This is a genomic window from Bacillus sp. BS1807G30, assembly GCF_040047675.1.
Classification (GTDB): Bacteria; Bacillota; Bacilli; order Bacillales; family Bacillaceae; genus Bacillus; species Bacillus altitudinis.
Genome location: NZ_CP157353.1, coordinates 526204 through 549600, shown reverse-complemented (window position 1 = coordinate 549600; position 23397 = coordinate 526204). Strand labels below are relative to the sequence as shown.

Sequence of the window (23397 nt, the reverse complement as noted above, 5' to 3'; positions counted from 1 at the left end):
CGACCAGTTGGTTTATTTTTTTATTATAAATGGAGATCGCCCGTAATACAATGAAAAAGTCCTCTACTTCCAAAGGAGTGAATCTAAGTGAAAACAAACAAAACGATCATTTTTGCCATCACCAAAAAGGACGTATACTTGTTTTTCTTTTATGACCTGTTCATTGCCACCTTGGTCTATTACCTGTTTAAAATCAAACCAACTATGTTTTATGAATGCTTAGGGATGACAGGAAGTATTCTTTGTCCATTGTTGATGAAAAAGTGGAGATAGAGGTCATTTTCTCATCAAGTTTATTCTCTTTTTTATTTAATTTTTCTTAACATTTAACTTCACTTAAATATTAAGATCACATATAATATAGGAGAAAAGAGGTGATGTCATTGGATGAGGATATCATTCATTACAGCAAAAAAATCATTGAGTACTCAAATGCACTAGGTTCTATCTATGTAGAAGAGTATCAACGATTCTTAAAAAATGAGTATGCAGATTTAACAAGCAAACAAGAACTGACACTTGAATTGCTGCGGTCGAAGACGAGAACAATCAATGAACTAGCTGATTATTTCTCCATTTCATCTAGTGCCGCTAGCCAGCTCATATCAAAGCTTGAACAGCTTGGATATGTGAAAAGAGAGATTAACCCACATAACCGTAGAGAAATCATTGTTGATTTTGCTCAAAAGGGCCATGACTATCATAAAGATATTGAAAAAATTCAGCTGCATCTTATTCAAAAATACTATGCCAAGCTTTCAAAAGAAGATCTAAAAACATTATTATCGCTTTACGAAAAAATCTATCAAATTGCGAAAGAAACGCCTTAACTCGGCGTTTCATGCATGAATATGTAAGTTAGATAAACGATGAAAGGGATGATCAAATGGACAGGATTCATTTGCAAGATGGACGTCATATTGGTTTGTCTCAATACGGTGATCTTGAAGGATTCCCAGTATTCTTTTTTCATGGGACACCTGGATCGAGAGTGATGTTTTTAGATGATGATCCAATCTCAAAAGAGCTTGGCATTCGTCTCATTTCTTTAGACAGACCTGGTTTTGGTTTATCTGATCCGCAACCTGACCGTACCATTTTAGACTGGGCAAAAGACGTACAGGAAGTGGCCGATCATCTTGACATCTCCCATTTTTCAGTGATTGGTGTCTCTGGAGGCGGGGCATTCGCTGCTGGTTGTGCCTATCAATTGCCAGACCGCATTCTTTCAGCTGCTCTCGTCTCAAGTACCACCCCATTTCAGGATGGTAAACCGCCTAAAAGTATGCTAAAGGAGAACAAGATTGCCTTTTTCCTCAGTAAAAGAATGCCTTGGCTCTTAAAGGCAAGTTATCGCGCTCAAAAAAAACTAATTGAAAAGAAACCAGAGAAATTCAAGAAACTAACGAAAAAAGGGAACAAACATTTACATCCATCGGATCGGCAATTTCTTCAAACCGATGAGCAACTGGAGCTGATGATGCGGCATTTATACGAAGCTACTCGTCAATCGGTTGATGAATGTATTCATGAACCAGATTTACTCTCACGGTCATGGGCATTCGATATGAAAGATATACAAATCCCTGTGGATGTCTGGCATGGAAAAGAGGATCAGATGGCCCCTTTTGCAGAGATAGAAAGAATGGCTCCCAACATTCCAAACGCCAAAACGCACTATATCGAGCAAGCAGGACATTTTCTGACTGATATAGATGATGTTTGGAGAGACATTTTACTCTCTTTAAAAAAACGGGCTGAACATCAGGTACACATATAAAAAAGACCCAATGATACGTCGGGTCTTTTTCTTTTTAATACTGCTCGTAATAGGATTGAATTTTATCTGGATCTTTTGTTTTCGTCAGAGCCAGCATGAGTAGAATGCGTGCTTTTTGTGGATTTAATGAATCCGATGAGACAAAATGATGTTCATCATCCATTTTTTCATGTGTGACAATGCCATTTCCTGCACGGCTTGACCTCACAATCACCACGTCTTTTTTCACAGCATCTGTTGCCCCATTGATCGCTTCTGTTGACATCGTTCCATTTCCTGCGGCGGCAACGACAATACCCTTCGCTCCTGCTTTAACGGCAGCATCATACACATACTTTTGATCATTTTGATAGCCGTATAAGATATCCACTTGCGGCAGCTCTTTTAGCTTTGAAATATCGAATTCACTGTCAGCTGTATGTTTTCTTGTCGGTTCGTTATAAAAAGAGACAACTTCACCCGCCACTTCTCCAATGTACCCTTGCTCAAGAGACTTGAACGAATCGGTTGTGGTGGTATTTGTCTTCGTAATAAAACGAGCAGAGGCAATTCGGTCATTTAATGTCACCATTACACCTTTGCCTTTGGCTTCTTTTGTCGAAGCAATTTTCACTGCATGATACAAGTTAAGCGGGCCATCCGCACTAATGGCAGATGCCGGCCTCATGGAACCCACGACCACCACTGGCTTATTACTTTTTACAACCAAATGTAAAAAATAGGCCGTTTCTTCTAACGTATCTGTACCATGTGTCACCACAATGCCATCCACTTGATCATCATTTAAAAGCTGATTGACTCGTTTCGCTAATTTTAAAAGGAGAGCGTTATCCACATTTTCACTGCCGACGTTCGCTACTTGCTCACCCGTGACATTTGCAATATCCTTCAGCTGTGGTACGGAAGCAATGACTTTATCGATTCCAAGTGCACCAGATTTATATCCAGTCGTATCCGTATTACTGTCTGAACTACCGGCAATCGTTCCGCCTGTTGCCAGCACCTTAATATTGGATAAAGACTTGTTCCCTGTCTCAACAGCCGTGTTTTTTTCTTTTGTTTCACTGGTAGTGCTTTCTTGATTACTTTGATTCTTCTCTTGAGTGCTATCGTTCGCACAAGCTGCGGTCACCAATAGTGAAACAGTAAGAAGGGCAGCACCAAACCATTTTGTTACGTTCATAAGATCATCTCTTTTCTTAAATGTGATGAATAATTATCTGTCTATAGGGTTTACTTTATACCATTCCTTCATTCATCAGCATGAGGTGAAAGTCACAGAACCAAATAAAGGAAAAAGGACACTATTATCAAAATTTATTTATATCTTAATACCTAAATTGACTTCAGAAATTGTTCTCGACCCATTTATGATAAAATATAGGAAATCTTACAAAAAAGGAGTACATACAGTGCGTTCCGTTCAACCATTTTACAAAATCCTACTCACACTATTCTTCAGTTCCATTTTACTCAGCTTGTTCGTATGTTTATATCCACCGATTCAGGGCGAGCCTGCGTTTATGATGCTTTACACTCCCATCTTTTTTGTTTATTATTTCATCTTTGCGGTACCTTTACAGTTGTTGTTTTCTTTACAGCCCAAGGCTTTTCATCCTCTTTATTTAGCGGCTTACTTACTGATAGCAATGATTGTCATGCTTTTTGTTATGGATGGAATTGAGAGCTCAACATCCCTTCCGATCATGATTGTCAGCAGTCTCATCTACTGGACCTGCGATTCTTTCATTCATCAAAGAATGCATAAAAAAACACCTAATGTGTAGGTGTTTTTATCGATTCTAGTATGTGTTGACAGTGCTCCACATTATCCAAGACATTTTTCGGCGCGGTGACCTACTGATGTGATCATGGGTTTTGAATGATGAATAAGAGTCGCTAAGAGAATCTATCCTCAGTGATTGGAACTTTTTATTTCATGCTTGTGCCAGCGTGTGAAAAAATGGGGTCCTTCAATTCAAAATCAAATGTCTTCCCATCAACGATACCAACTGTTTTTGAACTGGCGTAAAGCTCAAGCAAGCACGCTGCCATTTCTTTTGATGTGTGATATTTCTTGATAGTGCCTTCATATTCGAATTGATCGACATCTAATGAACGCTTTGCAAATTCCGATTCTGTCGCAGCAGGCGCTAATACTTTTGCCTGTAATTTGGCTCCTTTTTCTTTCAATTCTAGGGCCAGCCCTTCAGTAAAGGCGCTCACATAAAATTTCGTGGCTGAATAAGTGACAGCATTTCCGACGACGGTATAACCCGCTCTTGAAGAGATATTGATTAGCTGCGTCCCCTCTTTTTGCTCATAATCACGGACAAATAGAGTGGATAAAATTGTTAACGCTTCAATATTGAGATGAAGCATGTCCCCAATTTTTTTCACATCCTGCTCTCCTATTGAACCAAAATGGCCAAACCCGGCATTATTAATGAACGTATCCAGCTCATCACCAGCTAATGACTCATAGAAAGAATACACTTGCTCTCTGTCTGTTAAATCAACAGACTGGACTTTCACTTGAATATCGGGATATTTTTCTAGAATCTTTTCTTTCAGTTCTTGGAGTTTATCAAGCCGGCGTGCAGCTAAGATCAGATTTTTTCCTCTTGCTGCAAAGGCCAAAGCCGTTTCATACCCAATACCTGAACTTGCCCCTGTAATGACTGTATAGCCCATTGTATATCCCCCTATTCGTATCTTCTAGCTGTTTAAAGTATAGCGAGAGCATGTGACTCTAGTCAATTTTGAAGAGATTCAAAGAGTCATGAACAACTGAACGTTCAGCTTTTAATCGGTTTCTTTTGAATCATGTTGGAGGATAGCCTGCTGAGCTTTTTTTGTTAATTTGTGAAAAACCAGTTGATAGGAATGTTCAATTAGCTCTTCGACAAATGAAGATGGAATATCTGCATCAAGATAAATAGAATTCCAATGCGTCTTATTCATGTAATAGCCGGGAATAATTCCTTCATGCATTTCTCTTAATTCTTCAGCGCGTTGCGGATCACATTTTAAAGTGATGACTGGCTTGCGATCGACATCTCCCCCCATCATGGCGAACATCTTTCCACCTATATGATAACGATCTGCCTGCCACTCAGGTTGATAGTCGTGGGTTGCTCCTTGTAAAGAAAGACAAAATGCCTGTAGTGTCTCTTTTTTCATTCTATTAGCTCCTTTTTAGATGTCTTCTATCTTTCTATTATATCGACAGCTGCGATTGTTGTATCTATACTTCTTTTCAAGACGTCAGCAAGAACACAAAAAAAGCACAGAAATAAAGGTCTGTGCTTTTTACTGATATCCGAATATTTCTTATTCAAACGCCTTCTTAAGCTGATCGCTCATCAAATGCCAAGCCTCTTCAGCTATCTCTAAATCTCCGGCATGAGTGAACGCATGAGGGACTCCTTTAAATTGTTTGTATGTGACATCTACCCCTGCTTCTTTTAACTTGTCCGCATAATGCTCAGCTTCTTCAGCTAGTGAATCCTTCTCAGCTGTGATAACAAGAGCTGGGGGCATTTGTGCTAACACTTCTCTCTCTGCAAAGACTGGAGAAACGAGCGGATTGTGCGGATCTTGACCTTGCAGGTAGAAGGCATTAAACAGTCTCGCCATTTCAACTGGAATTGCTTCTTCAAACGCTGGCTTTTGTGCTGGATCAGTAGCTAAATCAAGCGGCGGATAGTCAAGCACTTGATAGACAATCGGAAGTTTGTTCCCTTTTTGGATATCAAGCAGACAAACCGCTGTTGCCAAATTCCCACCTGCACTATGTCCACCAATGGCTAATCGATTTGGGTCTATTTGTAGTTCATCAGGATGTTCATATAACCATTTCAGCACATCGTAGCATTCATGAAGAGCGGCCGGGAAAGGGTGTTCCGGTGCCAGTTGATACTCCACATTGACGACGATACACTCCGCACGATCTGCTATGACCGGACACCAGTGATTATCCATTTCAGCACTTCCAAGTATAAAACCGCCCCCATGCAAATTCACGAAAACAGGTAGGGGTTGTTTCAATGTTTTCACAGGTTTAAATACCCACACCTTTGTTTCACCAGCACCCGTTGGGATATCATATTCCATTTTGTTCACTTCAGGAGGGTGGACTGGCTTTAGTTCTGATTGACCAGCTAATGAATCTTCAGGCGGTTGGCGTAATGACTCAGCCATTTTGATTTGTTCGTCTAAGTTCATGATCTCAGCTCCTATCTTATTCTTTTATCTCTATCCATTCGTTACGAATTTCGCCTTTTCCTTCAATGTCGTCAGAGAGTCGTTGCTTTTTATCTATCTCCCCATTTTCAGCTCCTTTGAAACAAGCATTCACCCCTATGAATAAAAAAAGCACTGCGGCGCTAAGTCCTCAGTGCTTTTCATATATTATGATACTTGTTGTTCTACTTTCACTCGTTTAATAAAGAAAGCAATCACCAAGCCAATCACTGTCATAATGACAGCAAAGATAAAGGCATGCTGGACGCCATTTGTAAAGGCGAGCAGCTGATTGACTGGATTTGCGGGATCAGCCACATTTTGCATAAAACTGCGAGCTCCTGATGAAAGGATCGAGATACCAACCGCAGTCCCAATCGCTCCTGACACTTGCTGCAATGTATTCATAATCGCTGTACCGTGCGGATATAGCTCTGGCGGCAGCTGATTCAAACCGTTTGTTTGGGCAGGCATCATGATCATCGCAATCCCAACCATTAACGTAATATGAAGCGTCACGATATAACCGATTGACGTATTCATACTTAAGTTCGTGAAGCCAAACATGGTCGCTGCAACGATGACAAGACCTGGGATGACAAGCCATTTCGGCCCAAATTTATCAAAAAGCCCACCCATGATTGGCGATAGCAGTCCATTGATAATTCCACCTGGCAATAGCATTAAACCAGCTGTAAATGTAGACAGTGCCAAGGACGTTTGCAGATATAATGGCAAAATCATCATAGCAGACAGCATCACCATCATACACACTAAGATCAGAAGTAACCCGATCACAAACATTGGATATTTAAATGGGCTTAAATTCAACATCGGTTCTTTCATATTTAACTGTCTTAGGGAGAACACAAGAATGCCAATGACACCTACAACAATCGCCACAATCACATGCATACTGCTCCAGCCGCCGCCTTCACCGGCACTGCTAAAGCCATACACAATTCCACCGAAACCGATGGTTGATAGCACAATCGATAAAATGTCGATTTTCGGTCTTGTGGGTTCCGTAATATTTTGCATAAAAATATACCCAAATACGAGTGCAGCAACTAATAACGGAAGCGAAATCCAAAAAATCCAATGCCATGTTAACGATTTAAGAATGAGACCAGAGACCGTTGGACCAACTGCTGGGGCAAACATAATGACAAGACCAATAATCCCCATTGATCTACCTCTTTTATGAGGCGGAATGATGACCAAAATCGTATTAAACATCAATGGAAGGAGCAAGGCTGTTCCTACTGCCTGCACCACACGTGCCACCATTAAAATACTGAAGACTGGTGCAACTGCGGCAATAAATGTACCGATGATCGAAAAGACCAGTGAGGTTATGAAAAGCTGTCTTGTTGTAAACCATTGAAGAATGAGGCCAGAAATCGGAACGAGAATCCCCAGTGTTAATAAATAGCCGGTGGTCAGCCACTGAGCAGTCGTTGCTTCAATACCAAAGTCTAATGTTAAACTTCTCAGCGCCATGTTTAATGCCGTTTCACTGAACAGTCCAATAAATCCAGCTGTGATAAATGAAATAATAATGGGCAGCGTTCGAATGTCGGAAGCTGCTGTTTGCTGTTTATTCATATTAAGTTGGCTCCTTTTCTTTTTCAATTTTGATGAACCATAAGTAGTTAGACTGGACAGAAATGAGCCACTTCAATGTCTAGGAAAAGACAGACAAAACCTGTCTTTCTGCAGCGAATTGTGCAATTTTTTCGATTGAGTAGCCGGATTCATGAATATAAAACATGAGTTCAGGCGTCATTGGAGAGGACATACATAATGTCGTCAACTCAATGTCTTGTATGTTCGCTTCTCCTTTTTCTTTCGCTTCCTCGAGCAAATCACGAATGATTTGTTTGAGTGATTGACTGTAATGAGAATCATACACCTTACTTGTCTGCTCTAAATTTCCAGAGATCGTCAGCATCCGAATCCAGTCTAAGTGATGACCAACGATGAGATGGATCTCCTCGAGAACATATTGCAAACGATCTTGAACTGGCTGATCACTTATTTTATTTAAGTAAAGATGCAAAGCAGGGATCAGCTGTTCAAATCTCTCACCAAGAATAGAGAGACACAAATCACTTTTATTTGCATAGCGGCGGTAAAGGGTCCCTTGACCAACACCAGCTGTTTTTGCGATTTTATGCATGCTGACATTCTCTACACCAAACTCTTGAAACAAAGAGAAAGCGACCTCTTCAATTTCCTTTCCAATATCCTTTTCCATGCTATCTCACCTTCTCTAGCTTCATCCACATCACATCTATTTGTATGTTTTGAATCAAGGCTCTTTAGGTTTCATTTAGGACAATTGTCCCGGTATTATCTTACGGACAACTGTCCGCTTTGTCAATCATTCTTTTCTGGCGATTTTTACTATCATTTGACTGATCCACCTGTTGTAACTATAATGGTTACAAAAAGTGATTGAGGTGATTGGATTGAATACATTCCTATTCGTTCATGGTGCATTCCAAGGAAGCTGGTGCTGGGACCAAATAAAACCTTCTCTTCAACAGAAAGGTCATACAGTGATAGCAATTGATTTACCTGGCAGTGGCGAAGACGCCACGCCTCCACAGGACGTATCATTAGAGAGCTATGTAAACAAAGTCGTCACAACGATTGAAAAAATAGACGAACCCGTCATTTTAGTTGGACACAGTATGAGCGGGATGGTGATCTCACAAGTAGCTGAGAACATTCCAGACAAGATCAAAAAACTAGTATATGTCTGTGCATTTGTTCCTGAAAACGGACAAGCTATTAGTGATATCGCATCAGGCGGTCCTAAAGCAACGTTTGACGAAAAGAATCAGACCATCACATTAATGGAAGAATTCATTGCGAAGGATATGCTCAACGAAAGTTCGGAGGAAGATCTGCAATTGTTTAAAAAGAAAATACGTCCACAGCCTGTTCAGCCTTTTGAAGATCAAGTTTCATTAACCAATGAAAGATTTGGAAGAGTGCCCAGTGTCTATATTGAAACAACAAATGATCGCTCCATTCCGATTGACTTGCAAAGACAAATGTATGCCACTAAACCTTTTGAGCGCATCTATACCCTTGATGCCGATCATTTCCCTTTCTATTCTAGAAAAAAAGAGCTTGTGGACTGTTTATTAGATATCGCAGTTACAGAAAGATAGTAAACAGCATAAGATAAATATTTTGGGATGAAAAAGAGAAAACATATGTAAAGGATGAAAAACCCAATCAACACTACTGGCGTTTTTGATCCTTTTCTATTGATACCTCAATTCCCATGAAATAAGAGAAGATTCTATCAAACTCAACTGCTTAATATCAGAAATTAGACCGATTTTCCATTTTACAAGAATCATGTATGATCAATAAAGAAAGCGCTTCCAAAAAAGGAGAGGAGAATGCTTATATGTCTTATCGTGTAAAACGGATGCTGATGCTGCTTGTCGCTGGGTTATGCTTGAGCTTGTCCACATTTACAGCTGGCGCCTCGGCACAAACTGGTGGATCATTCTATGAACCCTTTAACAATTACAATACCGGGTTATGGCAAAAAGCTGATGGGTACTCGAATGGAAATATGTTTAACTGTACGTGGCGCGCAAACAATGTCTCCATGACGTCGTTAGGGGAAATGCGATTATCGCTCACTAGTCCTTCGTATAATAAGTTTGACTGTGGGGAAAACCGCTCCGTTCAAACATATGGCTATGGACTTTATGAAGTCAGCATGAAACCAGCCAAAAATATTGGGATCGTATCTTCGTTCTTTACTTATACTGGACCGACGGATGGTACACCTTGGGATGAGATTGACATTGAGTTTCTCGGAAAAGATACCACGAAGGTACAATTTAACTATTATACCAATGGTGTCGGAAATCATGAAAAAATCGTCAACCTTGGTTTTGATGCAGCAAACTCTTATCACACATATGCGTTCGACTGGCAGCCTAACTCGATTAAATGGTATGTGGACGGTCAATTAAAACATACGGCTACTACTCAAATCCCTCAAACACCAGGAAAGATTATGATGAACTTATGGAATGGTGCAGGTGTCGATGAATGGCTCGGCTCCTACAACGGTGTTACTCCACTTTACGCTCATTACAATTGGGTACGTTACACAAAAAGATAACCACATCACAAAACCTGTGACAAGTCACAGGTTTTTCTTCATTTAAATAGAGCTCGTTTTTAATTGATGAACTAGTTTTTGTTCGTAACTGTGGATAATATCTTCATAACTTTCAATCTTGTAATCTAACCGTTTAATCGTTTCTTCGATTTCCTTTTGTTTGTCTACGAGTCTTTCTCTCTCATTGACCAAAATACGCTTCCTTGAGGACAATGTACGATCCTCTCCCTCGATAAATAAAGCCGTATATTCTCTAAGAGCATCAATTGACAGACCCGCATTTCTCATACATTTAATAAATTCTATCCATTGAATATCTTCTTCTGTATAATCACGAACACCATTTTCATCACGCCTGATCGGTCTAATTAAACCTATATTCTCATAATACCTGAGCGTAGCAGTAGATAAATCGAGCTGCTTGGCGGCTTGTGCTATTTTCATTGTTTTCACCCTTCTCTTCTTTCTCTTACTTGACGATCTCCCTTTTCCCATCATCTCCATTTTAATCGAGAAGACAAGATACTTTTGGCTCAAATCTTGATTCAAGGCTGATACTAAAGCCTGAATTCAGGCGATCAGAAGGTTCCATGTTGACTTAAAGTTCACTTTAAGACGTACAGTATAGAGGAAGGACCGAATCTTACTTTTGAAAGGATGATCAAGAATGTGTCAGACGCACCAATCAAACGTTTTAAGTGTTTCCCATGCAAAAGCAAACTTTGAACGGACAACCATTGAACGAAGAGCACTTCGTCCACATGATATTTTAATTGATATTCAGTTTAGCGGGATCTGTCATTCAGATATCCACAGTGCCTTTGATGAATGGGGCGGCGGTATTTTCCCAATGGTTCCGGGTCATGAGATTACTGGAGTTGTTTCAGCTGTAGGGGATGCTGTCACGAAATTCAACATTGGTGATCGTGTAGGCGTCGGTTGTTTTGTCGATTCTTGCGGTACATGTGAATATTGCCAAAATGGAGATGAGCAATATTGCAAGAAAGGAGTCGTTCAAACTTATAATAACCTCGATTATGATGGAGAACCAACTTACGGCGGCTACAGTCAGAAAATTGTTGTGACAGAACGATTTGTTGTCAATATTCCTGACCAGCTCTCCCTCGATGTCGCCAGCCCTCTTCTCTGTGCCGGCATCACAACGTATTCTCCGTTAAAACACTGGAAGGCTGGGCCTGGCAAAAAAGTGGCGATTGTCGGAATGGGCGGTCTAGGTCATGTCGCCATTCAATTTGCACGCGCACTTGGCGCTGAAGTGACTGTATTAAGCCGCTCTTTGAATAAAAAAGAAGAGGCCCTGTCATTTGGTGCAAAAGACTATTTTGCTACAAGTGACCCTGATACGTTTAAGACACTAGCCGGTCAATATGATCTCATTCTCAATACCGTCTCTGCCAATATCAACGTGGATGCCTATTTGTCCTTACTTCGTGTTGACGGAACATTAGTGAACGTCGGTGCACCACCAAAGCCAGACAACTTCCATGTGTTTTCATTAATTACGGGGCGTCGCAGCATCGCCGGCTCACTCGTTGGTGGCATCCAAGAAACACAAGAAATGCTCGATTTCGCAGCTGCTCACAATATCGCACCACAAATTGAAGTGATCAACGCAAACCAAGTCGATGAAGCATATGAACGTGTGCTAAATAGTGATGTGCGTTATCGATTTGTGATTGATATTTCAACATTATGATCGGATTCTATTTGGAAAGACCAGCTCAATGTCTGGTCTTTTTTTAATGATGGATATTCTGTTTTTCTTGTAGCAAGGATTCTTGAGGATATGATCAAAAACCACCCGAAATTTTCATGAAAAAATCTCACTTTTTTAGAACCAAATTTATTGACAGAAAATAAATAAACATGTTATTATTAAAAATTTGATTATTTTACCTCTAAATGTGGTACCCTTAAAGTAGATACATGATATGGAGGCGGATGATATGTTTCAAATTGGTGATAATATTGTTTATCCAATGCACGGAGCAGGTATAATTGAAGCCATAGAAGAAAAAGAATTCTCTGATGAAAAACAATCGTATTATGTCATTAAGATGGCCGTTAGCCATATGAAAGTGATGATTCCTACAAGGAAGATGTCAAGGTCAAAGATAAGACCTGTTACAGATATACTTGCCTTAAAGAACATCATACACACTTTCCAAAATGGAACATCAGATAAGTTATTGCCATGGAAAGAGAGATATAAAATCAACACAGACAAAATAAAAACGGGCCACATACTAGAAGGCGCTGAAGTGGTACGTGATCTCATGCGGATGAAGAAAGAAAAAAAACTGAATGCCAGCGAAAAGAAAATGCTTGACGATGCTCATGGTTATTTGCTTAGTGAGCTAGAAGTCATCAAAGGAATCACTGAAAAACAAATCAAGAGTTTCTGCTAATATTGTCTACCTGCTTCCCCATTTTTTGAATACATTTTCTCTACGAACAAATCCCTCTATCTTCGACCAGTAAAGAAAAAAGAATTTATTTAGGCAAATTCCGCATATTGTAAATCCAATATGCTATACTGTTGATAAACCTTTGAAGCATGAATTTTTTTACGATTACCTTGTAACATCTCCCTACTTGTACGTTGAGTAGGGTTTTTTATTGCAGAAATAAATGAAAACACAAAAAAACAGGCTCTCTACAGAGAACCTGTTTTAAAAATGAAGATTAAGCAGTTTTTTGAACGTTAGCAGCTTGAGCTCCACGAGAACCTTGCTCTACGTCAAAAGTTACTTTTTGACCTTCGTCTAAAGATTTAAATCCGTCACCTTGGATAGCTGAGAAATGTACGAATACATCGTCGCCTTCTTCACGTTCGATAAATCCAAAACCTTTTTCTGCGTTAAACCATTTTACTGTACCTTGTTCCATGTTTGTTGCCTCCTAGTGCGTTACCACACAATGTATTATACTATCCTTGCCCAAAGTATCCTCAAGACGAAAAGTCTTTCTTCATGCTATCCTTTACGCCGAACAAAAATAATTATTCTTATTGTAACATGAATCGGAAATTATTGCAATTTTTTAATATGTTAACTCGAAATTCATTACACAAAACGTTTATTTCAATTATATAAAAATCAGACTTCCTATTAGTTTTAAAAATATTTAAGTATATTAAAGAACGATAACATAAATATCAATAATAAATATTTAACAAAGTTGAATTTAAACATTATATTATTTGTTATATAATGTTTTTTTACCCATATTTTATTAAAAATCACATTATTTATATATACAATAGAAAATCATGTATTTTTAATTTGGAGTGATAGTTGGTGATAAAAAAATATATATTGATCTGTTTATGTCTTTTATACATTGTAGGTTGTGAAAAACATGAGACCACGAAATTTAAATTATCAAAAGAACATCGTGATAATAATTGGGCAATTTGTATGACTTTACCTAATAAGAAAATAGAAATAACAAAAACCCAACCAGTAAAAATTACAGTACTGGATAGTGGAATTGAACAAAACATACCCCAAATAAAAAAACATATTAAAAATACATACAATGCAATTGATCGCACTTCAGAAACTAAGCCATTTTTTCCACATGGAACAATGATTGCAAGCATACTTACTAATACTCAAATTAAAAATACAAAAATAGGAATTACCGAGAATACCAATTTATATGATATTCAAGTTTTGGATGAACACGGAAAAGGCGAGCCTTCTGATACTATAGAAGGCATAGAATGGAGTATTAAACAGGGTGTAGATATAATTAATTTAAGCTTTGGTTTTGCTAAAGATGATTCGCGTTTAAAAGCTGCTATTGAAAAAGCACATTTAAAAGGAATTCTTATTGTTGCTTCAGCTGGTAATAACTTAGGACTGTCAACAGACTATCCTGCAAAATATGAAAATGTTTTATCTATTTCTGCCGTTGATAAAAACAAAAAAATTTTTGCTTATGCTGGGCAAGGTAAAATTGATTTTGTCGCCCCTGGTGTTAATGTACCAGTAATTAACACAGAAGGTTCTATTGAAATACAAAGTGGAACTTCCTTTGCAACTGCTTATGCTTCTGGAGTGATTTCATTATTCATACAGAATGGTCTTAAAAACAAGGAGGAGATCATAAATAGCGCTGAAAAGTTAGGGGAAATTTCTATATACGGAAACGGTCTTATTCAATACAAAAATTAGGAGGAATTACAATGAAAAAATATTTTATCTCTCTTATTGTTTTAGCTTTATTTACAGCTTATATTCCAACAGGTTTCGTAATTGCACATGATTTAGAAAAAATGTCAGATAACATAGCGGGAACACATAAAAATACAGATCAAATTTATTTAGAGAAAGATGAAAGCAAAGATTTTTCTAACGATAATGTAGCAACTAAACAATTCACAGAAGACAATATCGATACTTTTGTTTCAACATTAGATACTAAAGAAATTTATTTAAAAAGTGTTATCGATTATAATAATGAAACAGGTTTGATTACTGCTAATGCATTATTGAAAGATAAATATGGTAACGATATAGAGAAAGATTTCTCTATTATTATATTAAGTGCGAATAGTTCTGATTTAAAAGCGATTTTTATTGATCAAGAAACTGGTGAACAATATACTGTCGATACTGATCAAATGACTGCTTCAATCTTACCTCTTGTCGGAGTACTTGTAGGTTTTATTGCAAAGCAAGGACTAAAACAAGCAATAAAAAAATGGGGACCTAACGTTATCCGAACTATGGTAAAAAGTTCAGAAACAGTAGCTAAGGTTGTTGCAAAACAATTGGGTTACTCTGCAACAAATTATATTTCTAAAGGTGCCAAAGTTTATAAACGTGGAAAAGGAAAAGGACCTAAATATATTACTAGAGATAATGATGGGCATAATGGTGGTACTTGGAAAGGCGCTTCAACAGTAAAGAATTTAGCAAGTAAAAAGACTAGATCAGGGACTTATGATGCTGAATTAAGAAGAATAGGAGATTAAATATCATGGATAAAATCAAAAAATTCCACATAAATTTTACAAAAAATATGGAAATTCCTTTTTTTCAAGTTTCACCCCAATTAAGAGTTCGATTTGGAGTTGAACTTTTTGACAATGGGAAACTTAGTTTACTAAAAGATATATTATCCGAGACACTGGATCATCAACAAGAAATTAATGTTACCTTTATTTCGGGTTATATTAAAAATGATCGCAGGTATCGAGAAAAAACAAATATAGGCAAGTATATAAAGATCAAAAATTGGTCTGAAACCATTACTTATCACGATGAAATAGATGCTAATGTCATATTTACAACTATTAAAAACATTCGTTTTGAGGAAGTGTATCAATATATTAAAAGTGTTGTGAAAGGAATGCGTTCATCCTATATTGTTATTTATAATGAGAACTATCTTGTCTATATTAGCGAAGATGTGATCGACTTTATCTCTTATGACCAAAATCTAATACAAAATTTAAAAAACCACTATCAAGGATTGTATGACACATATTATGAAAAGTAAAATTAAACAATGCTCTTTATATTAAGCTTCTGATACAAAAATGCAAAGAAGCCATCGATAAGAAGAAACCAAGGGTTCATAAACCTTTGGTTTCTTTAAATACGGTTGAGAAGAATTTAACATCTATAGGTTATTCATCCACTCACTAGACCTTCAACCTAGAAATTATGTATTGTACCAAACCTCCCAAAAGTTGATTTTATACAAATAAAAAAGCCGCTCAATTATGAACGAAATTTTAAAAATACATCTCTTCAACATAGGCCACTTCACTTTTATTGGTCTCGAAAGTCCCCATCCACTCTTCAAACAGGCATTCAATTAAGATTTTAGAGGTACGCCCGTAAATATCTTTAATCAGGCATTGGCTTTGAAACATTGATCCAAGCATCTTTTGATCTTCTTCACTTGGTTCAAGATTCATCTATTTCAAGCATCTTCCCTTTCACCCGGTTCGTCAAATGTAAAAACGACACCAAAGTTTCCTTTCTCATCATCATGTAAAGCATCCATTATTGATTGTGAGATGGAGAACTTAGCATTAATGTAAGAACGCACCTAATACGCCCTCATTCATTTGATACTCTATTTTTTGCTTTTGGTGAAGCTTGAGCTATCCTGCCAGCTACATTTAGATAATACAAAAAAACCAAAGGTCTACAACCTTTGGTTTCTTAGATGCGGCCGAGAGGACTTGAACCTCCACGGGTTATTCACCCACTAGGCCCTCAACCTAGCGCGTCTGCCATTCCGCCACGACCGCGTGTATGATGTGCTCATATATTCATAAGTGCACTGTTTGAAAAAACAATGCGGGTGAAGGGACTTGAACCCCCACGTCATAAAGACACTAGATCCTAAGTCTAGCGCGTCTGCCAATTCCGCCACACCCGCGTGACAATGGTGAGCCATGAAGGACTCGAACCTTCGACCCTCTGATTAAAAGTCAGATGCTCTACCAACTGAGCTAATGGCTCATCTGCTATGCAGAAAAACATATATAAAAAAATGGCTGGGCTAGCTGGATTCGAACCAACGCATGACGGAGTCAAAGTCCGTTGCCTTACCGCTTGGCTATAGCCCAACGAATCAACATAAAAAATAAAACATGACCCGTACGGGATTCGAACCCGTGTTACCGCCGTGAAAGGGCGGTGTCTTAACCGCTTGACCAACGGGCCATATCATAATGGCGGAGAAGGAGGGATTTGAACCCTCGCGCCGCTCGCGCGACCTACACCCTTAGCAGGGGCGCCTCTTCAGCCACTTGAGTACTTCTCCATTATGGCTCCGCAGGTAGGACTCGAACCTACGACCGATCGGTTAACAGCCGATAGCTCTACCACTGAGCTACTGCGGAATAATAAGACATGTTTCATTATATCTATGCCAGAAAAATGTGTCAAGAATTTTTAAACGTTTCATTCCTGCTCCATTTGCGACGGCTTTTATAATTTAACATATACTAATATAACAGTCAAGCCTTTTCCCCTTCCTTTTTTAACTTCCCATGACAAATCCCGCAGACATATCGCGTGGTGTCAAATCGGCGCTTCCTCGTATAACGTCTTCCGCATCCTGTGCACACATAATAATGAAGCGTCACCACTCTTTTTTTCTTTTGAACGGTCTTCAGCGGGGTACAAAAGCGCGGGGCTCCTACTTGCTGCAAGAGTTCACGAAAATCCCTGTCCCGATGCTGATAGCCCTTCCCTTCAAGGTGCAGGTGATAATGACATAGTTCATGCTTAATGATACCGATCAATTCGTTTCTGCCATGCTCCTCAAGATATCGGCGATTTAGCTCAATATGGTGTGTTGTAAGTAAATATCTCCCGCCTGTCGTTTTTAAACGGGGGTTGAAAACCGCTTGATGACGGAATGCCTTACCAAAGAACTGCTTTGAAATGTCTTCTGTTAACTGCTGTAACTCTCTTTCGTTCAATCAAGATCGTTCCTTTCTATAAAAACCTCGAACGGGACAATTTCCCCTTTGCATACATTGAAGGTACACCCACTGTTTTGATCAAAGGAGGAATGGGCGATGCCCAACTGGCTGAAAAATCAGATGCAGAAAGCATTTTATGAGAAAAATCATTATCAAATCAAATTGCTTAATCAATGCTGGTACTTCTATAGAAAAAAACATTCAGTCACATCAAGGCACACCCCATCCTAAGGTGCGCCTCGTTTTTTGTTTACTCTGGTTTTAGCATCGAAAGAGCCACTCGGCCTTTTGCCTGGTCAACGGAGTCTACCCATACGGTCACAATGTCACCAACTGACACGACGTCAAGTGGGTGCTTCACAAAGCGGTTGCTCAGCTTCGAAATGTGGACAAGTCCATCCTGCTTGACACCAATATCAACGAATGCGCCGAAGTCTACGACGTTTCTTACCGTTCCTTGCAGCTCCATTCCTTGCTTTAAATCCTCTAATTTCAACACATCCGTTTTCAAAAGAGGTTTCGGTACTTCATCGCGCGGATCACGCTCAGGTCTTGTCAGCTGATCGATGATATCCTGGAGTGTAATTGGACCAATGTCAAGCTGCTGTGCGGCTTCGTCTAGCTTGACCTCTGCGATTTTCTCTTTTAACTGCTCTGTACCAAGATCGTCTGGCGTCATCTTAATCATGCGTAAAAACTGTTTTGTTTCTTTATAGCTTTCAGGGTGAATACCTGTGCGGTCAAGTGGATCTTGTCCATCTGTGATGCGCAGGAAGCCGATACACTGCTCATAAGTCTTTGCACCAAGCCTTGGGATATCCTTCAGCTCTTTTCTGCTTGTGAATCTGCCAATCTCTTCGCGGCGATTGACGATGTTCCCTGCGACGGCTTTTGAAAGACCTGACACATATTGCAGCAGTGCCTGTGAAGCTGTATTAACGTTCACACCGACCTGGTTGACTACCGTTTCTACCACAAAAGTTAACGAGCTGTTTAATTGCTTTTGACTCACATCGTGCTGGTATTGTCCCACACCGACAGATTTTGGATCTATTTTGACAAGCTCTGCTAATGGGTCCTGCAACCTTCTGGCGATGGAAATGGCACTTCTTTCTTCCACTTGCAAGTCTGGAAACTCTTCTCTTGCCAGTGCAGATGCAGAGTATACACTTGCCCCTGCTTCATTCACGATCAAATATGAAACTGGCTGGTCCAGCTCTTGGATCAAGTCTGCGATGAATTGTTCGGTCTCTCTTGAAGCTGTTCCGTTTCCGATCGCAATGACTTCAATGTTGGATGATTGAATGATTTCTTTCACTTTTTGTTTGGCTTCCGCTTTTTTCTGCACAGGCGGGTGCGGATAAATGACGCCAATATGATGGACTTTTCCTGTATCATCCACGACGGCTAATTTACAGCCTGTACGAAACGCAGGGTCCACCCCAAGTACACGTTTCCCTTTCATCGGCGGTTGAAGCAGGAGCTTTCTTAAGTTTTCAGCGAAAATATGAATGGCTTGTTCCTCTGCTTTTTCTGTCAGCTCTTTTCGTATTTCTCGTTCGATTGATGGCTGAATCAGGCGTTTATATGCATCATCAATGGCCGCTTCAATGTAAGGTCTCGCCGTCGTTTGCTTGCCTTTTAAGACTTGTTTATCGAGGTAGAAACGAATATTTTCAGCAGGTGGTTCGATGGCTGCTTTCAAAATCCCTTCTTTCTCGCCTCGGTTGACCGCGAGCACACGATGAGGCACAATTTTTTTAATCGGCTCCTGATAGTCGTAATACATTTCATAGACGTTTTTCTCATCGTTTTCAACGTCTTTTCCTGCTGTGACAAGACTTCCCTTTTGGTACGTCTCACTGCGAATCCATTTCCGCATATCAGGATCATCCGCAAGCTGTTCAGCAATGATGTGCTGGGCGCCCTCCAGTGCTTCTTCTGCTGTTGTGACTTCTTTTTCTTCATTGATAAAAGCCGATGCTTTCTTTTCGATCTCATCGTTTGGCAGCTTCAGTAAATACTCTGCCAGCGGCTCAAGTCCTTTTGCTTTGGCTACATTTGCCTTTGTTTTACGCTTTTGTTTAAATGGACGGTATAAATCTTCGACCTCTTGCAACTTATGCGCCTGCTCGATCTTCTGTTTTAATTCATCAGTTAATTTGTCTTGTTCAGCGATTAAGCGAATCACTTCTTCTTTTCGATTCATCACATTTTGGATATATGTATAGCGTTCAGAAATGGTTTGAATTTGCACCTCATCTAGTGAGCCTGTCTGCTCTTTCCGGTAACGTGCAATAAACGGGACGGTGTTGCCATCCTCTAATAGCTGGATCACACTTCCAATTTGTTTTGTTGAAAGCTTTAATTCTGTCGCAATTTGTTTCAATAAAAAGTCAGATGTCTTCATACTTTGCATCCCCTCACTGTGTCTTCTCTTTTAGTGTATCAAAAAAACCGGCAAAACAGAAAAAAGGTCAGCTATTTCATGTAAGCTGACCAAGTACATAGGTGAGATCGTCCTTCTTGTCTTGTGTGTATGTTTCAAGTTGTTTGGCGATGTCTGCAACTGAATGGCTATGCTTTAAACACATTCGCATGTTTGGCACATTCAGTCCGTCGGAATACATAATGAATGTCGATCCTTTTTCGTAGGAATAGGTGTATGTTTTATATTTTCTAGGTTTACCTGATAGATATCCTGATGTCGGAAGTGGATAAATATAGTCGCCAGAAGGTGCATTCAAGATAAATCGGATATTGCCAACCGAACAATAGGTAAACTGCTGCTGGGAAAAATTCACCTTTAATATGGCTACAGTGGCCCCGCGTTTATTTTTCATGGCCTGATTGCATCTATCGATGAGGGTTGTTACATCCTCATGTCCATATTCTTCGACAATTTCGCTGACTAAAGAAGATGATTCATTGGCGAACTGGCCGCTGCCTAATCCGTCTGCTACAGCACAAATTAGTTCTTCATCATCTGCTTTAATAAAAAAACTGTCCCCGCAGCATGATTTTCCTTCTTTGTTCGATTGATAGATAATGGCGTTTACATGCTCATGCTGTTCAATCTGCTTCATTACCCTAGCTCCATAGACGCATCTTCTGACAATGCATCTCGTAGCTTTTTAACTGCCTTCCGCTGCAGCCTTGATACATGCATTTGAGATATGCCGAGTAAATCGCCTGTTTCTTTCTGGCTTTTATTTTGCAAATACGTGAGATTGATAATTTCTTTTTCTCTATCTGTCAGAACGTGAAGCACACTTTCAAGCATCATTTTTTGGTTTACACGTTCGTACCCTTCTTCTTGTGAGCCGACGACGTCTAAAATCGTCACAGTGCTTCCTTCAGAATCAGCCTCTACGCCTTGGTCAACAGACAGCGCTTGATAGCTTTTGCCCATCTCCATTGTTTCAAGAACTTCTTCTTCTGTTACATCTAGATATTCTGCAATTTCTTGTACTTTAGGTGACTTTTGCGTTTCCGTTGTCAGGTGATCAACTGCCATCTTGATTCTTGGTCCAAGCTCTTTAATTCGTCTTGGTACATGGACACTCCATGTTTTATCACGTAAAAAGCGTTTGATTTCCCCGATAATGGTTGGAATGGCAAATGCCTCAAATGATTTACCGACAAGTGGATCATAACGCTTAATTGCGCCGAGTAGACCAATCATTCCAACTTGTCTTAAATCCTCATGAAAGCTTTTTCCTTTGGAGTATTTCTTCGCGAGCATATCCACAAGGTTTGTATAACACTCAACTAGTGTCAGCTGCGCCTGCTCGTCTTGGTTGGATTGATAGCTTTGAATGAGGCGATCCACTTCATCTTTAGTTAGTTTCATAGTTTTGGATGGTTGTGTCATGGTCAACTCGCTCCCTGTTTAAAAACTTTGTCATTGCCACGGTAACTCCGGAGTTTGCTTGCACCTCGACTTCATCCATCAATGTTTGCATTAAGTATAAACCAAGACCTCCTTCTGCCAATTGATCCACCGTATGAGCAGATGTGTACGGCCCTAGGTCTTCCTGCTTTTGCTTAAAGTCAAAGCTACCGCCTTTATCAGCGACAATGATTTCTAGACGATCTTCATAGACAAGAAAGCGAACCGCTACCTCTCCATCTTCGCCATCTGCACCTTTATAGGCATGCTGAACTGCATTGGTACACGCCTCACTGACGGCAATTTTCAAGTCCTCAATCTCTTCGTAGGCATAGCCCATCCGGCTTGCAACGCCTGAAAGAGTCAGACGAATGATGCCTACGTATTCTGGTTTCGCCGGTATTTTCATCTCGATTAGATCTACTGATTCGTTCATTGTACCCCACCCTCTGACTTTGCAGAAATGTCAATGATGTCCTTTAGTCCAGTGATTTCAAACAATCTGACAAGCCGATCCGACAAGTTCTCAAGCTTTAATGATCCTCCTGCTTTTTGAGCCGCTTTGAACAGCCCAACAAACACACCTAAACCTGTACTATCCATGTAAGTAACATCCTTCAGACAAATGTCAAGATGCTCTCCTTGCTCTGCTTTGGGCATAAGGGTTTCTCTCAGCTCAGGAGCAGAGTACACATCGATTTCTCCGCTGACACTAATTTTCGTCTTATGATCTATTTGATGCTCTTTTACAGACATATTCATTATGCATTCACCTCGAAATTCTTGTTTCCTAAAGTTTTATATACCCGCATATTCACTTTCTAAACCTTTCTTTTAAGGACAAGTAAAGTAAAGTCATCGTGAAGCTGAAAATCTTGTAATTTGAGTAAGCTTGCATAGATAGCGTCGACCATTTCCTGCGCTGAATAGGAAAGATGCTCTGCTATGAGCGCTTTGATATCTTCGCGCTCTAAGAAGCCGTCCTCTGACTTGGATTCGGTGACCCCATCTGAAAATAAGATCACCATATCTCCTACGTCCAAATGCTGCTCATATTCCCTGTAATCAAAGTCTGGTGCGATTCCAAGGACAAGACCCTTTGCATCTAAATCGTAAAATTGATTCTCTTTTTTGCAATAGAAAAAGCCCGGCTCATGTCCAGCCGATGCGTACTTAAATTCATGTGTTTCTTTATTATAGCTGCCATAAAACATGGTGATAAACATGCTTGGGTCTACGTTTTGCTCGACCACACGATTAAGGGTTTTGAGCACTTTTGTTGGGCCGCTGCCTGACTCTGGCAAGGAATCCATCGCATACTTAATCATCGACATACAGAGCGCAGCTGGAATTCCTTTCCCAATGACGTCTGCAATCGCGATATTGATTGTATCGTGATCTGTTACGAAATGGTAATAATCCCCACTCATCTGTTTTGCCGGCACACTGATGGCTCCGATATCAAATGTGTCTCCTTCTGGAATTTTCGTTTCCAGAAGGGTTTGCTGAACATTTGCAGCAATTTCAATTTCCGACTTAATTTCTTGCTGGATGCCTCTTAGTGTTAAATGCTCCTGGTAGGCAAGGCCATATCCAATCATCACTTCAATTAAGAAGTCTAGTGAATGAAAGACATCTTCCGGCAAATCAGGGTAAAGCTCCTGAATCACTTTTCGGTGAACACTCACTATTTCTTCAGGAGGTATTTGATGCTCAATGGTTTTTCGGCTAAATTTTTGAGCTTGATAAAGCGATGTTTCAGTTAAATCACTGATATAACGACTGAGCAGCTGATGATACCGCTGCTCCATTACCTCCTTAAAATCCATGGTTTCCCT

General features: G+C 39.7%; 28 protein-coding genes and 7 tRNA genes. 12 read left to right on the top strand and 23 right to left on the bottom strand.

The window, feature by feature from the left end; translation table 11 throughout:
- The first annotated feature begins 87 nt into the window (after positions 1 to 87).
- The 3 genes from ABG082_RS02740 (at position 88) to ABG082_RS02730 (ending at position 1780) form a co-directional block, all read left to right on the top strand.
- Positions 88 to 273, top strand: coding sequence for a hypothetical protein (locus tag ABG082_RS02740; protein WP_008346727.1), 186 nt, complete (start codon positions 88 to 90; stop codon positions 271 to 273).
- A 104-nt stretch (positions 274 to 377) separates the two neighbouring features.
- Positions 378 to 830 carry a MarR family transcriptional regulator gene (locus ABG082_RS02735; protein ID WP_019743356.1) on the top strand — a complete coding sequence of 151 codons (453 nt, stop codon included), beginning with the start codon at positions 378 to 380 and terminating at the stop codon, positions 828 to 830.
- A 56-nt stretch (positions 831 to 886) separates the two neighbouring features.
- Complete coding sequence (locus tag ABG082_RS02730) at positions 887 to 1780, top strand: alpha/beta hydrolase (RefSeq protein ID WP_348936502.1); 894 nt, start codon at positions 887 to 889, stop codon at positions 1778 to 1780.
- A 34-nt stretch (positions 1781 to 1814) separates the two neighbouring features.
- Here the strand turns inward: ABG082_RS02730 and ABG082_RS02725 are convergent, their stop codons facing one another.
- The gene (locus ABG082_RS02725; RefSeq protein WP_255233615.1) at positions 1815 to 2963 is read right to left on the bottom strand and encodes a type II asparaginase; all 1149 of its coding nucleotides are present in this window, start codon (positions 2961 to 2963) and stop codon (positions 1815 to 1817) included.
- 25 nt (positions 2964 to 2988) lie between these two features.
- On the opposite strand from ABG082_RS02725, the gene ABG082_RS02720 reads away from it, so the two are divergent.
- Positions 2989 to 3567, top strand: coding sequence for a UPF0715 family protein (locus tag ABG082_RS02720; protein ID WP_317328699.1), 579 nt, complete (start codon positions 2989 to 2991; stop codon positions 3565 to 3567).
- A gap of 145 nt (positions 3568 to 3712) precedes the next feature.
- On the opposite strand, the gene ABG082_RS02715 is transcribed toward ABG082_RS02720, so the two are convergent.
- From ABG082_RS02715 to ABG082_RS02695, 5 genes are all read right to left on the bottom strand, one after another.
- Positions 3713 to 4474, bottom strand: a complete 762-nt coding sequence (locus ABG082_RS02715) for an SDR family NAD(P)-dependent oxidoreductase (RefSeq protein ID WP_342494518.1) — start codon at positions 4472 to 4474, stop codon at positions 3713 to 3715.
- A gap of 111 nt (positions 4475 to 4585) precedes the next feature.
- Positions 4586 to 4963, bottom strand: a complete 378-nt coding sequence (locus tag ABG082_RS02710; protein ID WP_019743360.1) for an MmcQ/YjbR family DNA-binding protein — start codon at positions 4961 to 4963, stop codon at positions 4586 to 4588.
- A 150-nt stretch (positions 4964 to 5113) separates the two neighbouring features.
- The gene (locus ABG082_RS02705) at positions 5114 to 6007 is read right to left on the bottom strand and encodes an alpha/beta hydrolase (protein ID WP_348936501.1); all 894 of its coding nucleotides are present in this window, start codon (positions 6005 to 6007) and stop codon (positions 5114 to 5116) included.
- A 186-nt stretch (positions 6008 to 6193) separates the two neighbouring features.
- Positions 6194 to 7633 carry a DHA2 family efflux MFS transporter permease subunit gene (locus ABG082_RS02700; protein ID WP_019743363.1) on the bottom strand — a complete coding sequence of 480 codons (1440 nt, stop codon included), beginning with the start codon at positions 7631 to 7633 and terminating at the stop codon, positions 6194 to 6196.
- A 79-nt stretch (positions 7634 to 7712) separates the two neighbouring features.
- Positions 7713 to 8285 carry a TetR/AcrR family transcriptional regulator gene (locus ABG082_RS02695; RefSeq protein WP_007496442.1) on the bottom strand — a complete coding sequence of 191 codons (573 nt, stop codon included), beginning with the start codon at positions 8283 to 8285 and terminating at the stop codon, positions 7713 to 7715.
- 214 nt (positions 8286 to 8499) lie between these two features.
- Here ABG082_RS02695 and ABG082_RS02690 point away from each other — a divergent pair, with 214 nt between their 5' ends.
- Both ABG082_RS02690 and ABG082_RS02685 read left to right on the top strand, forming a co-directional pair.
- Complete coding sequence (locus tag ABG082_RS02690) at positions 8500 to 9210, top strand: alpha/beta fold hydrolase (RefSeq protein ID WP_202734685.1); 711 nt, start codon at positions 8500 to 8502, stop codon at positions 9208 to 9210.
- Positions 9211 to 9455: 245 nt separating this feature from the next.
- The gene (locus ABG082_RS02685; RefSeq protein ID WP_348936500.1) at positions 9456 to 10187 is read left to right on the top strand and encodes a glycoside hydrolase family 16 protein; all 732 of its coding nucleotides are present in this window, start codon (positions 9456 to 9458) and stop codon (positions 10185 to 10187) included.
- Between the two features lie 42 nt (positions 10188 to 10229).
- On the opposite strand, the gene ABG082_RS02680 is transcribed toward ABG082_RS02685, so the two are convergent.
- The gene (locus ABG082_RS02680) at positions 10230 to 10631 is read right to left on the bottom strand and encodes a MerR family transcriptional regulator (RefSeq protein WP_017366673.1); all 402 of its coding nucleotides are present in this window, start codon (positions 10629 to 10631) and stop codon (positions 10230 to 10232) included.
- Positions 10632 to 10854: 223 nt separating this feature from the next.
- On the opposite strand from ABG082_RS02680, the gene ABG082_RS02675 reads away from it, so the two are divergent.
- Both ABG082_RS02675 and ABG082_RS02670 read left to right on the top strand, forming a co-directional pair.
- Entirely contained in the window at positions 10855 to 11904 is a 1050-nt protein-coding gene (locus tag ABG082_RS02675) for an NAD(P)-dependent alcohol dehydrogenase (protein WP_050826995.1), read from the top strand.
- 250 nt (positions 11905 to 12154) lie between these two features.
- Complete coding sequence (locus ABG082_RS02670) at positions 12155 to 12616, top strand: CarD family transcriptional regulator (protein ID WP_050826994.1); 462 nt, start codon at positions 12155 to 12157, stop codon at positions 12614 to 12616.
- 277 nt (positions 12617 to 12893) lie between these two features.
- Here the strand turns inward: ABG082_RS02670 and ABG082_RS02665 are convergent, their stop codons facing one another.
- Positions 12894 to 13097 (bottom strand): cold-shock protein, encoded by a 204-nt coding sequence (locus ABG082_RS02665; RefSeq protein ID WP_003214229.1) that lies wholly within the window; start codon positions 13095 to 13097, stop codon positions 12894 to 12896.
- Positions 13098 to 13507: 410 nt separating this feature from the next.
- Between ABG082_RS02665 and ABG082_RS02660 the strand changes: the two genes are divergently transcribed.
- From ABG082_RS02660 to ABG082_RS02650, 3 genes are read left to right on the top strand one after another with little or no spacing between them, the layout of a single operon-like run.
- Positions 13508 to 14389 (top strand): S8 family serine peptidase, encoded by an 882-nt coding sequence (locus ABG082_RS02660; RefSeq protein ID WP_348936499.1) that lies wholly within the window; start codon positions 13508 to 13510, stop codon positions 14387 to 14389.
- An 11-nt stretch (positions 14390 to 14400) separates the two neighbouring features.
- On the top strand, positions 14401 to 15192 hold the full coding sequence (locus ABG082_RS02655) for an SAR2788 family putative toxin (protein WP_142154130.1): 792 nt from the start codon (positions 14401 to 14403) through the stop codon (positions 15190 to 15192).
- Positions 15193 to 15197: 5 nt separating this feature from the next.
- Entirely contained in the window at positions 15198 to 15719 is a 522-nt protein-coding gene (locus ABG082_RS02650; RefSeq protein ID WP_272512002.1) for a hypothetical protein, read from the top strand.
- A gap of 238 nt (positions 15720 to 15957) precedes the next feature.
- Here the strand turns inward: ABG082_RS02650 and ABG082_RS02645 are convergent, their stop codons facing one another.
- From ABG082_RS02645 to ABG082_RS02605, 9 genes are all read right to left on the bottom strand, one after another.
- Positions 15958 to 16143: an ATP-binding protein gene (locus tag ABG082_RS02645; RefSeq protein WP_057078423.1), complete on the bottom strand. Its 186-nt coding sequence runs from the start codon at positions 16141 to 16143 to the stop codon at positions 15958 to 15960.
- 255 nt (positions 16144 to 16398) lie between these two features.
- A tRNA-Leu gene (locus ABG082_RS02640) sits at positions 16399 to 16482 on the bottom strand.
- 48 nt (positions 16483 to 16530) lie between these two features.
- Positions 16531 to 16613: transfer RNA gene (locus ABG082_RS02635), tRNA-Leu, on the bottom strand.
- 7 nt (positions 16614 to 16620) lie between these two features.
- Positions 16621 to 16696, bottom strand: a tRNA-Lys gene (locus tag ABG082_RS02630).
- A gap of 32 nt (positions 16697 to 16728) precedes the next feature.
- Positions 16729 to 16803, bottom strand: a tRNA-Gln gene (locus ABG082_RS02625).
- Between the two features lie 25 nt (positions 16804 to 16828).
- A tRNA-Glu gene (locus ABG082_RS02620) sits at positions 16829 to 16900 on the bottom strand.
- A 9-nt stretch (positions 16901 to 16909) separates the two neighbouring features.
- Positions 16910 to 17000 (bottom strand) — tRNA-Ser (locus ABG082_RS02615).
- A 4-nt stretch (positions 17001 to 17004) separates the two neighbouring features.
- Positions 17005 to 17079, bottom strand: a tRNA-Asn gene (locus tag ABG082_RS02610).
- Positions 17080 to 17196: 117 nt separating this feature from the next.
- Positions 17197 to 17664 carry a SprT family protein gene (locus tag ABG082_RS02605; RefSeq protein ID WP_348936498.1) on the bottom strand — a complete coding sequence of 156 codons (468 nt, stop codon included), beginning with the start codon at positions 17662 to 17664 and terminating at the stop codon, positions 17197 to 17199.
- 99 nt (positions 17665 to 17763) lie between these two features.
- Here ABG082_RS02605 and cmpA point away from each other — a divergent pair, with 99 nt between their 5' ends.
- On the top strand, positions 17764 to 17898 hold the full coding sequence (gene cmpA / locus ABG082_RS02600; protein WP_008346893.1) for a cortex morphogenetic protein CmpA: 135 nt from the start codon (positions 17764 to 17766) through the stop codon (positions 17896 to 17898).
- Positions 17899 to 17917: 19 nt separating this feature from the next.
- Here cmpA and ABG082_RS02595 read toward each other — a convergent pair whose 3' ends face one another.
- The 6 genes from ABG082_RS02595 to ABG082_RS02570 all read right to left on the bottom strand — a co-directional run bounded on the left by ABG082_RS02595 (position 17918) and on the right by ABG082_RS02570 (position 23388).
- Complete coding sequence (locus ABG082_RS02595) at positions 17918 to 20077, bottom strand: Tex family protein (protein WP_348936497.1); 2160 nt, start codon at positions 20075 to 20077, stop codon at positions 17918 to 17920.
- A gap of 76 nt (positions 20078 to 20153) precedes the next feature.
- Positions 20154 to 20753, bottom strand: coding sequence for a PP2C family serine/threonine-protein phosphatase (locus tag ABG082_RS02590; RefSeq protein ID WP_008346897.1), 600 nt, complete (start codon positions 20751 to 20753; stop codon positions 20154 to 20156).
- On the bottom strand, positions 20753 to 21541 hold the full coding sequence (gene sigB / locus ABG082_RS02585; protein ID WP_012009000.1) for an RNA polymerase sigma factor SigB: 789 nt from the start codon (positions 21539 to 21541) through the stop codon (positions 20753 to 20755). The genes ABG082_RS02590 and sigB overlap by 1 nt, the downstream gene beginning before the upstream one ends.
- Positions 21507 to 21995 carry an anti-sigma B factor RsbW gene (rsbW, locus tag ABG082_RS02580; RefSeq protein ID WP_007496471.1) on the bottom strand — a complete coding sequence of 163 codons (489 nt, stop codon included), beginning with the start codon at positions 21993 to 21995 and terminating at the stop codon, positions 21507 to 21509. Before rsbW ends, sigB begins: the two co-directional genes overlap by 35 nt.
- On the bottom strand, positions 21992 to 22321 hold the full coding sequence (locus tag ABG082_RS02575; protein ID WP_019744215.1) for an anti-sigma factor antagonist: 330 nt from the start codon (positions 22319 to 22321) through the stop codon (positions 21992 to 21994). Before ABG082_RS02575 ends, rsbW begins: the two co-directional genes overlap by 4 nt.
- 59 nt (positions 22322 to 22380) lie before the next feature.
- A complete protein-coding gene (locus tag ABG082_RS02570; protein ID WP_008346904.1) occupies positions 22381 to 23388 on the bottom strand; it encodes a PP2C family protein-serine/threonine phosphatase in 1008 nt (335 codons plus the stop codon).
- Positions 23389 to 23397: the final 9 nt, after the last annotated feature.

Bases quoted from the DNA above. Each gene is read 5' to 3' on its own strand.
- ABG082_RS02735 (WP_019743356.1), top strand. From the start codon at position 378: ATGTCATTGGATGAGGATATCATTCATTACAGCAAAAAAATCATTGAG.
- ABG082_RS02730 (WP_348936502.1), top strand. From the start codon at position 887: ATGGACAGGATTCATTTGCAAGATGGACGTCATATTGGTTTGTCTCAA.
- ABG082_RS02725 (WP_255233615.1), bottom strand. From the start codon at position 2,963: ATGAACGTAACAAAATGGTTTGGTGCTGCCCTTCTTACTGTTTCACTA.
- ABG082_RS02720 (WP_317328699.1), top strand. From the start codon at position 2,989: ATGAATAATTATCTGTCTATAGGGTTTACTTTATACCATTCCTTCATT.
- ABG082_RS02715 (WP_342494518.1), bottom strand. From the start codon at position 4,474: ATGGGCTATACAGTCATTACAGGGGCAAGTTCAGGTATTGGGTATGAA.
- ABG082_RS02710 (WP_019743360.1), bottom strand. From the start codon at position 4,963: ATGAAAAAAGAGACACTACAGGCATTTTGTCTTTCTTTACAAGGAGCA.
- ABG082_RS02705 (WP_348936501.1), bottom strand. From the start codon at position 6,007: ATGAACTTAGACGAACAAATCAAAATGGCTGAGTCATTACGCCAACCG.
- ABG082_RS02700 (WP_019743363.1), bottom strand. From the start codon at position 7,633: ATGAATAAACAGCAAACAGCAGCTTCCGACATTCGAACGCTGCCCATT.
- ABG082_RS02695 (WP_007496442.1), bottom strand. From the start codon at position 8,285: ATGGAAAAGGATATTGGAAAGGAAATTGAAGAGGTCGCTTTCTCTTTG.
- ABG082_RS02685 (WP_348936500.1), top strand. From the start codon at position 9,456: ATGTCTTATCGTGTAAAACGGATGCTGATGCTGCTTGTCGCTGGGTTA.
- ABG082_RS02680 (WP_017366673.1), bottom strand. From the start codon at position 10,631: ATGAAAATAGCACAAGCCGCCAAGCAGCTCGATTTATCTACTGCTACG.
- ABG082_RS02675 (WP_050826995.1), top strand. From the start codon at position 10,855: ATGTGTCAGACGCACCAATCAAACGTTTTAAGTGTTTCCCATGCAAAA.
- ABG082_RS02670 (WP_050826994.1), top strand. From the start codon at position 12,155: ATGTTTCAAATTGGTGATAATATTGTTTATCCAATGCACGGAGCAGGT.
- ABG082_RS02665 (WP_003214229.1), bottom strand. From the start codon at position 13,097: ATGGAACAAGGTACAGTAAAATGGTTTAACGCAGAAAAAGGTTTTGGA.
- ABG082_RS02655 (WP_142154130.1), top strand. From the start codon at position 14,401: ATGAAAAAATATTTTATCTCTCTTATTGTTTTAGCTTTATTTACAGCT.
- ABG082_RS02650 (WP_272512002.1), top strand. From the start codon at position 15,198: ATGGATAAAATCAAAAAATTCCACATAAATTTTACAAAAAATATGGAA.
- ABG082_RS02645 (WP_057078423.1), bottom strand. From the start codon at position 16,143: ATGAATCTTGAACCAAGTGAAGAAGATCAAAAGATGCTTGGATCAATG.
- cmpA (WP_008346893.1), top strand. From the start codon at position 17,764: ATGCCCAACTGGCTGAAAAATCAGATGCAGAAAGCATTTTATGAGAAA.
- ABG082_RS02595 (WP_348936497.1), bottom strand. From the start codon at position 20,077: ATGAAGACATCTGACTTTTTATTGAAACAAATTGCGACAGAATTAAAG.
- ABG082_RS02590 (WP_008346897.1), bottom strand. From the start codon at position 20,753: ATGAAGCAGATTGAACAGCATGAGCATGTAAACGCCATTATCTATCAA.
- sigB (WP_012009000.1), bottom strand. From the start codon at position 21,541: ATGACACAACCATCCAAAACTATGAAACTAACTAAAGATGAAGTGGAT.
- rsbW (WP_007496471.1), bottom strand. From the start codon at position 21,995: ATGAACGAATCAGTAGATCTAATCGAGATGAAAATACCGGCGAAACCA.
- ABG082_RS02575 (WP_019744215.1), bottom strand. From the start codon at position 22,321: ATGAATATGTCTGTAAAAGAGCATCAAATAGATCATAAGACGAAAATT.
- ABG082_RS02570 (WP_008346904.1), bottom strand. From the start codon at position 23,388: ATGGATTTTAAGGAGGTAATGGAGCAGCGGTATCATCAGCTGCTCAGT.